The 13,463-nt window shown below is 73.8% G+C and carries 13 protein-coding genes; 7 read left to right on the plus strand and 6 right to left on the minus strand.

All coding sequences use genetic code 11. The features are described from left to right. Positions 1-211 precede the first annotated feature (211 nt). The gene (locus VMR86_07610) at positions 212-748 is read left to right on the plus strand and encodes an ACT domain-containing protein (GenBank protein ID HTO06912.1); all 537 of its coding nucleotides are present in this window, start codon (positions 212-214) and stop codon (positions 746-748) included. A gap of 5 nt (positions 749-753) precedes the next feature. Next, entirely contained in the window at positions 754-1,959 is a 1,206-nt protein-coding gene (locus VMR86_07615; protein HTO06913.1) for an FAD-dependent oxidoreductase, read from the plus strand. Positions 1,960-2,045: 86 nt separating this feature from the next. Here VMR86_07615 and VMR86_07620 read toward each other — a convergent pair whose 3' ends face one another. Continuing rightward, positions 2,046-4,463 carry a Smr/MutS family protein gene (locus VMR86_07620; protein ID HTO06914.1) on the minus strand — a complete coding sequence of 806 codons (2,418 nt, stop codon included), beginning with the start codon at positions 4,461-4,463 and terminating at the stop codon, positions 2,046-2,048. Between the two features lie 15 nt (positions 4,464-4,478). Between VMR86_07620 and VMR86_07625 the strand changes: the two genes are divergently transcribed. Further along, entirely contained in the window at positions 4,479-5,321 is an 843-nt protein-coding gene (locus VMR86_07625; protein ID HTO06915.1) for an N-acetylmuramic acid 6-phosphate etherase, read from the plus strand. 1 nt (position 5,322) lies between these two features. Here the strand turns inward: VMR86_07625 and bamE are convergent, their stop codons facing one another. From bamE to VMR86_07640, 3 genes are read right to left on the minus strand one after another with little or no spacing between them, the layout of a single operon-like run. Continuing rightward, positions 5,323-5,652 carry an outer membrane protein assembly factor BamE gene (bamE, locus tag VMR86_07630; protein ID HTO06916.1) on the minus strand — a complete coding sequence of 110 codons (330 nt, stop codon included), beginning with the start codon at positions 5,650-5,652 and terminating at the stop codon, positions 5,323-5,325. Further along, positions 5,649-6,434, minus strand: a complete 786-nt coding sequence (locus VMR86_07635) for a hypothetical protein (GenBank protein ID HTO06917.1) — start codon at positions 6,432-6,434, stop codon at positions 5,649-5,651. Before VMR86_07635 ends, bamE begins: the two co-directional genes overlap by 4 nt. 5 nt (positions 6,435-6,439) lie before the next feature. Beyond that, on the minus strand, positions 6,440-6,808 hold the full coding sequence (locus VMR86_07640; GenBank protein HTO06918.1) for a cytoplasmic protein: 369 nt from the start codon (positions 6,806-6,808) through the stop codon (positions 6,440-6,442). A gap of 97 nt (positions 6,809-6,905) precedes the next feature. On the opposite strand from VMR86_07640, the gene VMR86_07645 reads away from it, so the two are divergent. The 4 genes from VMR86_07645 (at position 6,906) to VMR86_07660 (ending at position 11,451) form a co-directional block, all read left to right on the plus strand. Then, complete coding sequence (locus VMR86_07645; protein ID HTO06919.1) at positions 6,906-7,844, plus strand: 1-acyl-sn-glycerol-3-phosphate acyltransferase; 939 nt, start codon at positions 6,906-6,908, stop codon at positions 7,842-7,844. Next, a complete protein-coding gene (locus VMR86_07650; protein ID HTO06920.1) occupies positions 7,844-8,635 on the plus strand; it encodes a DUF1295 domain-containing protein in 792 nt (263 codons plus the stop codon). Before VMR86_07645 ends, VMR86_07650 begins: the two co-directional genes overlap by 1 nt. Before the next feature lie 83 nt (positions 8,636-8,718). Beyond that, positions 8,719-9,993: a cyclopropane-fatty-acyl-phospholipid synthase family protein gene (locus VMR86_07655; protein ID HTO06921.1), complete on the plus strand. Its 1,275-nt coding sequence runs from the start codon at positions 8,719-8,721 to the stop codon at positions 9,991-9,993. Beyond that, a complete protein-coding gene (locus tag VMR86_07660) occupies positions 9,994-11,451 on the plus strand; it encodes a deoxyribodipyrimidine photo-lyase (GenBank protein HTO06922.1) in 1,458 nt (485 codons plus the stop codon). Here the strand turns inward: VMR86_07660 and VMR86_07665 are convergent. Then, on the minus strand, positions 11,433-12,050 hold the full coding sequence (locus VMR86_07665) for a 3-isopropylmalate dehydratase small subunit (GenBank protein HTO06923.1): 618 nt from the start codon (positions 12,048-12,050) through the stop codon (positions 11,433-11,435). The genes VMR86_07660 and VMR86_07665 overlap by 19 nt on opposite strands. Further along, a complete protein-coding gene (gene leuC / locus VMR86_07670) occupies positions 12,047-13,447 on the minus strand; it encodes a 3-isopropylmalate dehydratase large subunit (protein HTO06924.1) in 1,401 nt (466 codons plus the stop codon). Before leuC ends, VMR86_07665 begins: the two co-directional genes overlap by 4 nt. Positions 13,448-13,463 lie beyond the last annotated feature (16 nt).

The following is a 13,463-nucleotide window of genomic DNA, read 5'->3' on the forward strand; positions in this document are numbered from 1 at the left end:
TCTCTGCCGAGCAATCGACATGCCAGACGACGTTTCTCGTGCAGCTCCGCGCCGAGTCACGCGACTTGCCGTGGGAACGCCCCCGAGTCACCGAGCGTGATCCCGAACACCAACGCGCATCGATCCTGTGGGCCATGCGCAACATGACGCCGAATTGCGGCCCGAGGTGACGCGTCGCGGCCCGGGCGGCGCGTTCGGCTAGACTGGTTGCATGCGGAAGTGGTTCATCGTCTCGGCCGTCGGTCGCGATCGGCCCGGCATCGTCGCGGACCTCGCACAGCTCGTGTACGACTGCGAAGCGAACCTCGAGGACTCACGGATGACGCTGCTCGGCAACGAGTTCGCGTCGATCCTCCTGTGCTCGGGTAGCTCGCCCGAGCTCGAGCAGCGCCTGGCCGCGGGCGCGCGCCGGCTCGAATGGGAGAACCGGCTCACGGTGTTCATCCGCCCGCTCGAAGGGCAGCCGCGACCGGCCGTGCCCGCGCCCGGCACGCGCCTGTTCCGCGTCGAGACGCAGGGCATGGACCGGGCCGGGATCGTGGCGCGCATCTGCCGCACGCTGGCCGACCACCGCGTGAACATCGCCGACCTGCAGTCGCGCTCCGTGCCCTCGCCGTCGGGCTCGGCCCTGTACCGCATGACGGTGCTGGCCGAGGTGCCCGACCACCTCGACCCGCGCACGCTCGGCAAGGCGCTCGAGGAGCGCGGCGCGGAGCTCGGGCTCGAAGTCACGCTGACTCCGGCCTGAACGGGGTGCCCCGGCACGTCATCGTGGTCGGCGCCGGCCTCGCGGGGCTGGCGGCGGCGTTCCGGCTCGAGTCACTGGGCGCGCGTGCGACCGTGCTCGAAGCGCGCGCGCGCCCGGGCGGGAAGCACGCGCGCGAGTCACTCGCCGGGCTCGCGCTCGAGCCCTGGCCGGGCTGGCTGCCGCGCCCCGCGCCGGCCTTCACGGAGCTCGTGCACGAGCTCGACCTGCTCCGGCTCGTGGAGCGGGCGCCGCTCCGGCCGCCGCTGCGCCTGCGCGACCTGCTGCGGCGGTCCTGGCTGGGCCCGTGGCGGCTGCGCCGCCTGGCGCTGCTCGCGGCCTGGCTCGGCGGCGGGCTCGACCCGGACCTGCCCTGGCGCGACACGCGGCTCGACGACCGCAGCGTGGCCGACTTCTGCCAGGTGTATCTCGGGCGGCGCGCGCACGACCAGCTGCTGGGGCCGCTGTTCGCCGCCGTGTTCGGGCTGGCGAGCCGCGAGACCAGCCGCCAGCTCCTGTTCTCGTTTCTCGAGCCCACAGGCGAGCTCGCGCTCGACTCGGTCCAGGGCGCGGGTCAGCTGGTCGAGGCGCTCGCGGCCAGGCTCTCCGACCTGCGCACCGGCGCGCGCGTGGCCGCGCTCGAGCCCGACCGCCGCGGCGTGAAGCTCGCCGACGGCACGGCTCTCGCCGCCGACGCCGTGCTGCTGGCCGTGAGTGCGGGCGAGGCGGAGCGCCTGTCGGGCGCGCTGGCGCCGGCCGCGCAGGCGGGCTTCGCGGCGCTGCGCAGTCAGTCGTCGCTCGTGCTCCAGGTCGTGACTCCCGAGGACGTGCCCGCCCGGACGCGCGAGACCTGGCTCTCTCGGGCCGAGGGCGGCGAGCTGGGGGCGATCTCGCTGCGCGGGCCGCGCCAGCTCGCGCTCGTGGCCCGGCCCGATCTCGCCGCGCGCCACGGCCATCGCCCCGACGCCGAGCTGGCGCACTTCCTGCTCGAGTCCGGCGCGCGCGCCGTGCCCGCGCTCGCCGACCCACGCGCCGTCTGGCGCCTCTTTCGTGTCTCGCAGCCCGCCTTCGGCGTGGGTCACTACCGCGCGCTGGCGCGCATCGACCCGGGCTACGCCGGTGACTGGTGCGGCGGCCCGCACCTCGAAGGCGAGCTGGCCTCGGGCCTGCGCGCGGCGCGCGAGCTCCTGGCAGCCGAGCGAAGGCCGCCCTGAGCGAGGCCCGCAAGCGCCGGAGCATGGGTAGGGTGCCCATGCGATCACAGGGCAGCCACGCGCAGTGAGGCGAAGCCGAACGAAGCTCAATCAGACAGAGTCGCGACGGTCACGCCGTTCCCGCCCTCGCGCGGGCCGCCGGGCTCGAACTTCTCGACCCCGCGAATGCCGCGCAGCCAGCTGCGGATCGCGTCGCGCAGCGCGCCCGTGCCGTGGCCGTGGATGAAGGTGACTCGCCCGCCGCCGCGCCCGAGCAGCCGCTGCAGCGCGGCGTCGGCGCGCTCGAGTGCCTCGTCGACTCGGAGCCCGCGCAGGTCGCACTCCAGGCTCGACGGCTCGTCGGCGACCTCGCGCCGCACGCTCACGCCGCCGCCCGTTGCCCGCGGAGCGTGGGTAGGGTCCGGCCCCAGCACGCGCGTGACTCGCTCGCGCGCGACCACGGTGCGCACGGCTCCCACGCGCACCGCGATCCGGCCGCGCTTGTCGGGCGGCTCGAGCACCAGCGCCGGCGCGCGTACGCCTGCGAGCTCCACGCGAGCCCCGACCACGAGCGCCGCTTCGGGCACGGCGGCGGCACTGACTCGCGGCGCCGGCTCGGGCTCGGCCTGCGCGCGCTCCGCGGACGCGGTGCGCTCGCGGATGCGCGTGAGCTCCGCCTGCGCGCGGTTCGCGGCTGGCCCGGGCGCCGAGTCGCCGCGCTGCAGCCCGCGCACCACGTGCGCGATCTCGGCCCGCGCGCGCGAGAACGCCGCCTCGAGGTCGGACTTCATGGCGGCCAGCGCCTGCTCGCGCGCGCCGCGCAGCGCCGCCAGGCGCGTCTCGTAGGCGCTGCGCGCGGCCTCGGACTCCTCGCGCATGCGCAGCGCGAGGCGCCGCTCGGCCTCGAGCTCCTGGCGCAGCTCGGACAGCCCGCGCGTCAGCGCTTCGAGCCGCGAGTCCTCGCGGTCGAGCAGCTCGCGCGCGCGCTCCACCACCGCCTCGTCGAGGCCCATGCGCTGCGCCGCCCACATGGCGCCGCTCGAGCCGGGCTGGCCCAGGTGGATGCGGAACGTGGGCAGGAGCGTGTCGGGGTCGAACTCCGCGCTGGCGTTGGCGAAGCGCGGGTCCGAGCCGGCCAGCTCCTTCAGCCGGTTGAAGTGAGTCGTGGCGAGCACCAGCGCGCCGCGCGCGACCAGCGCCTCGAGGATGGCCTGCGCCAGCGCCGCGCCTTCGCCGGGCTCGGTGCCCTCGCCGACCTCGTCGGCGATCACGAGTGACTCGCGGTCGGCCTGCGCCACCACCTCGGCCAGGTTGGCCATGCGCGCCGAGAACGTCGACAGACCCGCGCGCAGGTCCTGCTCGTCGCCGATCTCCGCGAACACGGACTCGCACAGCGGCAGCGCGCTGCCCTCGTCGCACGACACGTGGAGCCCGGCGCGCAGCGACAGCGCCGCGAGCCCCACCGCCTTCGCCGCCACCGTCTTCCCGCCGGCGTTGGGGCCCGAGATCACCAGACAGCGCGCGCCGTCCACCAGCGCCAGGTCGTTCGGCACCACGTCTTCGGGCGCGAGCCCCGCCTCGAGCAAGAGCAGCGGATGGCGAAGGCCGCGCAGGTCGAGCGCGCCGTCGGAGGCGATGCGCGGCTCGCGCTGGCCCGCGCGGCGCGAGAGCCGGCCGCGGGCCAGCGCGCAGTCCAGCGCCTCGAGCGTCTCGCCCTGCGCCTCGAGCTCGCCCGCGTGCCCGCGCGCCCGCCCGGACAGCTCGGCGAGCAGCCGGTCGATCTCGCGGGTAAGCTCCGTCTGCGCGATGCGCAGGCGGTTCCCCGCTTCCACGACGTCCTCGGGCTCAATGAACACCGTCGTCCCGCTCGATGAGACGTCGTGCACGATGCCGCGCACGCGCTGGCGGGCTTCGGCGCGAATGGGCAGAACCGGGCGGTTCTCGCGAAACGTGGCGTAGGAGTCCTGCAAGTGAGTCTGCACGTCGGGATCGCGCAGGTGTCTCGCCATGTGACGCTCGATCTCGGTCTCGAGCTCGCGGATGCGCCGGCGCGCGCGCCGCAGCTCGGGGCTGGCATCGTCGCGCAGCTCGCCGGCCGGCGTCACCACCGCCGCGATCGCGCGCTCGAGCTCGCGCAGCTCGGGCAATGTCTCGGCGAGCGCGGCCAGCCCGGGCGCGAGCTCGCGGTTGCCCGCGAAGGACAGCCGCACGCGGCGCGCAGCCTCCAGCGTCTGGCCCAGGGCCGCCAGCTCGCGCGCGTTCCAGGCGCGCCCGCGCGAGAGCTCAAAGAGCGGCGCGCGCAGGTCGGCCACGCCCGCGAACGGCGGCTCGGACCCGGCGTCGAGCAGCCGCCGGGCTTCGCTGGTGTGCGCCAGCCGCTCGCGCACCGCAGAGTGAGTCGCCGGGAAGTCGAGCGCGCGCAGCGCGGCCGCGCCGCGCTCGGTCGCGGCCTGGCCGGCGCACAGCTCGAGCAGTCTCTGCCACTCGAGCCGCGCGAGCGTCGCGTCGCTGGCCCGGAACGTCACGGGGCGGAATTGTAGATGGCCGACGAAACACCGACCGGCCGGAAGCTGGTGACCGAGGCCCCGAACCCGCGCACGGCCGACCTCGACCGCCTGCCCGTGGGCGAGCTCGTGCAGCGCATCCTCGACGAGGACGCGGGAGTCAGCGCCGCGGTGCGCGCGGCGCGCCCCGCGATCGAGCTGGCGTGTCTGGCGCTGGTCGAGGCGCTCGACGGCGGCGGCCGCTGGTTCAACGTGGGCGCGGGCACGAGCGGGCGGCTGGGGGCGCTGGACGCGGCCGAGATTCCGCCCACGTTCGGGCTCGAGCCGCAGCGGGTGCAGGCGTTGATCGCGGGCGGCCCGCCCGCGCTGCTCGGGCCCGTAGAAGGCGCCGAAGACGACACCGCTGCCGCGCCGCGCGAGCTCGACAAGCTCGGGCTGGGCCCGGGCGACGCCGTGGTCGCGCTGTCGGCCAGCGGGCGAACACCGTACGCGCTGGCGGGGCTCGAGCACGCGCGCCGGCGGGGTGCGCGCGCGATCGCCATCACCTGCGCGCCCGAGTCACCGCTCGCCAAGGCCGCCGAGATCGCGATCGTGGTCGTGGTGGGCCCCGAGGTGATCGCCGGGTCGACCCGCCTGAAGGGCGGCCTGGCGCAGAAGATGGTGCTGCACACGCTGTCCACGGCCGTGATGGTGCGCCTGGGGCGCGTGCACGGGAACTTGATGACGGGCCTGCGCGCCGTGAACTCGAAGCTCTACGAGCGCGGCGTGCGCATCCTGTGCGAGCTGGCAGGCGTCGGCCCGGCCGAGGCGGCCCGGGCGCTCGAGGAGGCCGAGGGCTCGGTCGAGCGCGCGCTCGAGAAGCTCGGCGGCGCGAGCTAGCTCAGAGACTGCCTTCCAGCGGCGGCGCCGAGTTGAAGGTGTACGACGCGACCACTCCGTTGCCGTCGAAGCGCACGACCAGGTCGCGCGTCTCCGTCGTCCCGAACAGCTTGTAGCGGTAGTGGCCGTAGGTCCAGGTGCGCCGGCCGTCCTCCAGGCCGGTGCGCCAGGGCTCGCCGAACATGCGGTGGATCTCGTCGCGGGTGGTGTGGCCGATCTCGATCTGGCCCACCTGATCGGCGGGGAAGTCGCGGCCCACGGTGAGACAGCCCCCGAGCGCTAGCGCCAGCGCCGTGGCCACGACCGTACGCGCCAGTGACTCGCGGGTCATTTGGTCTCCGGCTCGTCGGGGGTCTCGGGCACGTCGTCGCTGTCCTCCTGGCCCGCGAGGCGATCGTGCTGGCCCCAGATCAGCACGTTGTCGACCGCAGCCTGTGCGGTCGAATTGCCGCGCACCATCACGCGCATCGAGCCCGGCACGTTGATCGAGATCGGCGTGTCGGGCAGGGCGGTCTTGCCGTCGAGCGCGATGCGCCAGGTCTTCTGCTCGAAGTCGACGTCGACGGCGACGTGCACCGGCTTCCTGCGCAGCCAGCTGCCGATCTTCTGCGGCAGAGCGGGATGGTTCGGGTCCGTGGACGGCACCGTCACGACGATCTGTCCGGCGGGGTCCAGGCCGATCGCGTGCGCGTTGATCATGTCGAGGAACACCACGACCGGAGCGTCGTGGTTGCGCGTGTCTGCGACGTCGAGCTGGTTCACGCACAGGTCCAGCTCGAAGTGGTACTGACCCCAGCGCGGGTCGAGCGAGAACACGACGCCCTCGCTGTTGCTGTCGCCCGTGGCCGCCGTGAGTCGCAGCGGCTGGTGCTCGAGCCCGCAGAAGCGCTCGACCACCATCGGGTGGCCGAAGAACACCGCGCTCGGCACGTGCTGCGGCCAGACCTCGGTCTTGCCCGGCTCCACGGTCTTGGGCGGCTCGTTGATCTTCTGGCCGTCGGGCGAGAAGTCGACGTCGAACACGAGCTCGGCACCCGAGGGGACCTTTTGCCCGCGGCAGGCGCACAGGCAAAAGACCAGCGCGAACGCGGTGAGTCGAGCGAGCCGGCGCATGGCGCTCAGGTGATGATCTTCCGCACCGAGGCCGTGTCGGGCACGACGATGCGCGAGGCCTCGGAGCGCTGGATCTCGCGCGCCTCCTCGATCATCTCCTCGACGGCGCGGCCCACCGCCTCGGGGAACTTCGCGATCGCCTCCTGGAGCGTCTTGGCCTCGATCAGCGTGGACACCGGCACCGGGCCGACCTGAGACATGAGCTGGGTCTGGGCGATCCAGCGCGCCTCGCGCGAGGGATCGGGCTCGCCGGTCGCGGTGATCGGAACCAGGCGCCGCAGCGACGCGACCTTGAGGTCGGTGTAGCTCTCTTCGCGGTACAGGTTGTTCACGTCGACCGTGAGGTCACCGACGACGCGCCTGGGGTCGCTCATGACGGGGCCCTTTCCTGAAACAGGGAACGCAGTGTACCGCGTCATTCCGCATCGACTAGGATCGTGGCTGGTGGGAGAGGGCTGGCGAGAACGCTGGTTGCGCCGAGCGTGGACGATCCCCGGATACGTCGCGGCCTGGCTCGTCTCGCTCGCGCTCGCGCCGTTCGCGGCGCTGGGCGTGTGGCTGGGCGCGGGCGTCGCCGCGCGGCTGTTGCTGTTCGCGGCCGTCTACCTCAGCTACGAGATGATCGGCCTGGCCGCGGCGGGGCTGCTGTTCGTGGCAGGGCGCGCGCGCGACCGGCAAGCGCACGCCGCGCTCCAGCGCTGGTGGGCGTGCAGCCTGTTCCGGGCCGCGGCGCGCATCTTCCGGCTCGAGCTCGAGGTGGCGGGCGACGAGGCGGCCGAGCCCGGCCCCGTGGTCGTGCTGATCCGCCACGCGAGCCTGCTCGACACGCTCCTGCCCGAGGTCGTGCTCGCCGACCGCCACCGCCTGCAGCTGCGCTACGTGCTGAAGCGCGAGCTGCTCGCGGACCCGTGCCTCGACGTGGTCGGCCAGCGCATCCAGTGCGCCTTCGTGCGCCGCGGCAGCGGCGAGACCGAGCGCGAGCTGGCGGCGATCGAGTCACTCGCCCGGGGGCTCGGCCCGCGCGAGGGCGCTCTGATCTACCCGGAGGGCACGCGCTTCACGCCGGACAAGCTCGCGCGGGCGCTCGAGCGCGTGCAGGCGCTGGCTCCCGAGCGGAGCGCGCGAGTGAGTCGCCTGCGCCACGTGCTGCCGGTGCGCAGTGCAGGGCCGCTCGCGCTGCTGGCTGCCGCGGCCCCGGCCGACGCGCTGTGGTTCGCGCACACGGGGCTCGAGGGACTGGCCACGCTGCGCGACGTGCTGCGCGGCGGGATCGTCGGGAGGCGCATCCGCGTCGCGCTGTGGCGCACGCCGCGGAGCGTGATTCCGGCCGCCGACGCGCTGCGTTGGCTCGATGAGCAGTGGGCGCGGGTCGACGACTGGGTCGACGCTGCGCGCGCGGAGGCGGGCTGATGGAAATCGGGCAGCTCCTGGCAGCGAACGCGCTCGGGGTGACGGCGCTCATGTTCGGCACCTGGCTCGTGAGTCTCTCGCGCCGCGACGCGAGCATCGTCGACGTGGTCTGGGGGCTGGGCTTCGCGGCGATCGGAAAGGCGAGCTCGTTCCTGGCCGACGGCGTGCCCGCGCGGCGCGTGCTGATCACGGTGCTCGCCATGGTCTGGGGCCTGCGGCTGGCGGTGTATCTCTTGTGGCGCAACCAGGGCAAGCCCGAGGACCATCGCTACCAGGCCATGCGCCGGCGCTGGGGCGCGCGCTTTCCGTGGGTGAGTCTCTTGACCGTATTCGGCCTGCAGGGCGTGCTGATGTGGACGATCTCGCTGCCGCTGCAGGTGGCCTGCGCCGCGCGCACGCCCGAGTCACTCGGCGCGCTGGACGCGCTGGGTGTGGCGCTGTGGCTGGTCGGCATGGCGTTCGAGACGCTCGGCGACGCGCAGCTGGCCCGCTTCCGCGCCGACCCGGCGAACGCCGGTCGCGTGCTCGACACCGGGCTGTGGCGCTACACCCGCCACCCCAACTACTTCGGCGACTGCCTGGTCTGGTGGGGGTTCTTCGCCCTCGCCGCGGGCACGCCGGGCGGCCTGTGGACGGTGATCTCACCGCTGCTCATGACGGTGCTGCTGCGGCGCGTGTCAGGAGTGACTCTGCTCGAGCGGTCACTTTCGCGGCGCAAGCCGGGCTGGGCCGAGTATGCGGCGCGCACCAACGCCTTCGTGCCGGGTCCGCCGCGCCGGCCGCGCGCCTGACCCAATCCGCCGCAATCGGCCTATACTGGGGGCCGGACGGAGTGGAGCCCCCCTATCGTGGCCCCAGTCACGAACACTCCCGTATGAGCACCTCGAGCATTGCGCCGCGACACCTCCGCGGGAGTCATTCGCGGCCGCTGCAGCGGCTCGCGCGCCGAGCCCTGCTCGGGGCGCTCGAGAAGCTCGAGCGCGGCATGCTGCGCGTCGAGGACGAGCGCGGCGCGCGCGCGTTCGGCGCGCCCTGCGCCGACTTCCCCGAGCCGATCCGGCTCGAGGTGCGCGACGCGGCGTTCTGGCCGGCGGTCGTGCTGGGCGGCAGCGTGGGCGGGGGTCACTCGTACGTGCGCGGTGACTGGCGTACGAGCGATCTCACCGGTCTCTTGCGCATGATCCTGCAGAACGAGTCGGTGCTCCAGGGCTTCGACGCCGGGCTCGGGCGGCTCGGCGAGGCGGCGCGCCGCGTGCTGCACCGCCTGCGGCGCAACGACCGGCCGGGCAGCCGGCGGAACATCCGCGCGCACTACGACCTCGGGAACGACTTCTTCGCGCTGTTCCTCGACCCGACCATGACTTACTCGGCGGGCATCTTCGAGCGCGAGTCGTCGACGCTGGAGGAGGCCTCGCTCGCGAAGTACGAGCGCATCTGCCGCAAGCTCGCGCTCGGCCCGAACGATCGCGTGCTCGAGATCGGCAGCGGCTGGGGGGGCTTCGCGCTGCACGCGGCGCGCACGCGCGGCTGCCGGGTCACGACCACGACGCTCTCGCCGGCGCAGCGCGAGGTGGCGCTCGAGCGCGTCGCGGCGGCGGGGCTCGCCGACCGGGTGCAGGTGCTGCTCGAGGACTACCGCGAGCTGCGCGGCCGCTTCGACAAGCTGGTGTCGATCGAGATGATCGAGGCGGTGGGTCACCAGTATCTCGACGCCTTCTTCCGCACCTGCGCGGCGCGGCTCGAGCCGCACGGGCTGATGGCGCTGCAGGCGATCCTGATCGCCGACGGGCTGTACGAGTCGGCGCGCCGCGGCGTGGACTTCATCAAGGCCTACATCTTCCCGGGCGGCTGCCTGCCGTCGCTGGCCCGGATCGGACAGTCACTCGCCAGCGCCTGCGACCTGCGCGTGGTGCACTTCGAGGACCTGACGCCGCACTACGCGCGCACGCTGCGCAGCTGGTGCGCGCGCTTCCTGGAGAACCGCGCGGCGATCTCGCGCCTGGGCTACTCGGCCGAGTTCCAGCGCATGTGGGAGTACTATCTCTGCTACTGCGAGGCGGGCTTCCTCGAGCGCCGCACGGCCTCGGCGCAGCTCTTGCTCGCCATGCCGGGGGCACGCGGCGAGCCGATTCTCGGGGCTCTTGGCTGAATGACTTCGTTCGCCTTCGGCTCACTGCGCGGGCCTTCGGCCCTGGCAGCCGGCCCCGCCTCCATCCGGGCGCTTCACTGGTTCCGCAGCGACCTGCGGGTCGCGGACAACACGGCGCTCCTCGCCGCGGCGGCGCGCGCCGAGCGACTCACCTGCGTGTTCGTGCTCGACGACCGCCTGCTGCGCGGGCCCGGGTGCGCGGCGCCGCGCGTGCGCTTCCTGCTGGATTGCTTGAGCCGGCTCGCGGGGGAGCTCGAGCGGCGCGGCTCGGCGCTGGTGGTCCGGCGCGGCGACCCGGCGGCCGAGCTGGTGCGTCTGGCCGCCGAGGCGCGCGCGGAGCTCGTGACCTGGAACCGCGACTACGGCCCGTTCGCGCGGGCGCGCGACGCAAGGGTGACTCGCGCGCTCGAACGCGCCGGCGTGCGCGTCCAGACCCACCGGGACCGGGTCGTGTTCGAGTCCGATCAGGTGCGCACGCGCGCCGGCCGGCCGTTCTCGGTCTACACGCCCTACCGGCGCGCCTGGCTCGAGCGCTGGTCGCGTGAGCCGGCGCCGGCGCAGCGCGCGCCCCGCCTGCCGCCGCCGATCCACGGAGTGACTCGCGGCGCGCTGCCTGCGGCCGAGCCCGGCCCGCCGCTTCCGGCCGGCGGCTCGAGCGCCGCGCTGCGCCGGCTCGACGCCTTCCTCGAGCGCGCGCTCGCCGACTACGCCTGGCGCCGTGACCTGCCCGCCGAGGCCGGGACCTCGCGCCTCTCCGCGGCGCTGCGCTTCGGCACCGTGTCCGTTCGTACCTGTCTGGCGCGCGCCGCCGCCGCCGCCGCGGACGACCGCCGCCGGCGCAGCGGCGCGGCGAAGTGGCGCGACGAGCTGGTGTGGCGCGAGTTCTACCACGCGGTCCTGGCGGAGAACCCGCGCGTGCTGACTCACGCCTGGCGGCCCGAGCTCGACTCGCTCGAGTGGAACGACGACGAGGCCGGGCTCCGCGCCTGGTGCGCCGGCCGCACGGGCTATCCCTTCGTCGACGCCGGCATGCGCGAGCTGGTTGCGACGGGCTGGATGCACAATCGCGCACGCATGGCCGTGGCGAGCTTCCTGACCAAGGACCTGGGCATCGACTGGCGCCGGGGCGAAGCGTTCTTCATGCAGTCACTCGTCGACGGCGACCCGGCCAGCAACAACGGCGGCTGGCAGTGGGCCGCCTCGACCGGCAGCGACGCGCAGCCCTGGTTCCGGATCTTCAACCCGGTGACTCAGGGCGAGCGCTTCGATCCCGACGGCCGCTACGTCCGGCGCTGGCTGCCCGAGCTGCGCCGGCTGCGCGGCGCTCGCGCGCACCGGCCGTGGCAGGCCGAGTCACTCGCCCGCGGCTACCCGCCGCGCATCGTCGACCACGCCGAGGCGCGCGCGCAGGCGCTCGCGCGCTTCCGCGCCGCGCTGGCTCAGAAGCCCTTCACGTAGGGCAGCGACCAGGCCTTCGCGAGCACCTGCTCGCGCGCCTCGAGCAGCGTGCGCATGGCGTCCCAGCTGCCGTCCATGAGCTGGCCGCGCGCGCCGTCGGGCATGCGCACCGGCGCCGAGCCGCCGCGCCAGGTCACGTTGCGCGCCGCCAGGTCGATCACGATCTCCTGCGAGGGGTCGAGCTCGACCGCGTCCATGAGCTTTGCCACGTCGGCGCGCGCCGCGGTGACTGCCGGAATGCCCAGGGCGATGCAGTTGCCGAAGAAGATCTCCGCGAACGACTCACCCACGATGGCGCGGATGCCCCAGCGCGCCAGCGCCTGCGGCGCGTGCTCGCGCGAGCTGCCGCAGCCGAAGTTCTGGTTCACCACCAGCACCTCGGCGCCGCGGAAGCGCTTGTCGTCGAACGGGTGACCCTTGGGCACGCCGTCGGAGGTGAAGCGCGAGTCGCGGAACACGAACTCCTCGAGCCCCGCGAAGCGGATCGAGGTCATGTAGCGCGCGGGGATGATCTGGTCGGTGTCGATGTCGTTCCCGCGCACCACCACGCCGCGACCGCGGCGCTTGGTGACTCGCTCGGCGTCGAGCTTGGTGCTCACAGCAGCTCCCGCACGTCGGCCACGCGCCCGCGCAGCGCCGCAGCGGCGACCATGGCCGGGCTCATCAACAGCGTGCGCCCGGTGGGGCTGCCCTGGCGGCCCTTGAAGTTGCGGTTCGAGCTCGAGGCGCACATCTCGCGCCCGATCAGCTTGTCGGGGTTCATCGCGAGACACATCGAGCAGCCGGCCTCGCGCCACTGGAAGCCCGCGGCGCGGAACACCTCGTGCAGCCCCTCGGCCTCGGCCTGCACGCGCACCGCCTCGGAGCCGGGCACGACCAGCGCGCGCACGCCGGGCGCCACGCGTCCGGTCTTCGCCACGCGCGCGGCCTCGCGCAGGTCGCTGATGCGGCCGTTGGTGCAGGAGCCGATGAACGCGACCTGGATCGGCGTGCCGGCGATCGGGCGGCCGGGCACGAGGTCCATGAACTTGTACGCGTCCTCGGCCGACGCGCGGTCGTCCTCGGCGAGCTCCGAGGTCTTGGGCAGGTTCTCGGTCACGCCGATGGCCTGACCCGGGTTCGTGCCCCAGGTCACCGTCGGCGCGATCTCGCTCGCCGGCAGCTCGACCGAGTCGTCGAAGGCCGCGTCGGAGTCACTCGCCATGCTGCGCCACCAGCCGACCGCGCGCTCGAAGGCCGCACCCTGCGGCGCAAAGCGCCGCCCGCGCAGGAAGTCGAAGGTGGTGTCGTCGGGGTTCACGTAGCCCACGCGCGCGCCGCCCTCGATCGACATGTTGCACAGGGTCATGCGCTCCTCCATCGACATGCGCTCGACGGCCGCGCCCGCATACTCGTACGCGAAGCCCACGCCGCCCTTCACGCCGAGCCGGCGGATGATGTGCAGGATCACGTCCTTGGCGTACACGCCGAAGCCGGTCGTGCCCGACACCTCGATGCGCCGCACCTTCGGCCGCGCCAGCGCGAGACACTGCGAGGCCAGCACGTCGCGCACCTGGCTCGTGCCGATGCCGAACGCGATCGCGCCGAACGCGCCGTGGGTCGAGGTGTGGCTGTCACCGCAGGCGATCGTGAGCCCGGGCTGGGTGAGCCCGAGCTCGGGCCCGATCACGTGCACGATGCCCTGGCTGCCGGAGCCGATGTCGAAGAACGGGATGCCGTGGCGCTGCGTGTTCGACTCGATCGCCTGCAGCATCTCCTCGGCCTGCCGGTCGCGCAGCGGCCGCGCGTGCGTGTCGGTCGGCACGATGTGGTCGACGGTCGCGAACGTCCGCGAGGGCACGAGCACGGGCAGGCCCGCGTCGTCGAGCATCTGGAAGCCCTGCGGGCTCGTCACCTCGTGGATCAGGTGCAGCCCGATGAAGAGCTGGGTCTGGCCGCCCGGCAGCTCGCGCACCGTGTGCAGGTCCCAGACCTTGTCGAGCAGGCTCCGTCCCATGGGAGGACGGATGTTA

The sequence above is a fragment of the Myxococcota bacterium genome (assembly GCA_035498015.1).
Classification (GTDB): domain Bacteria; phylum Myxococcota_A; class UBA9160; order SZUA-336; family SZUA-336; genus VGRW01.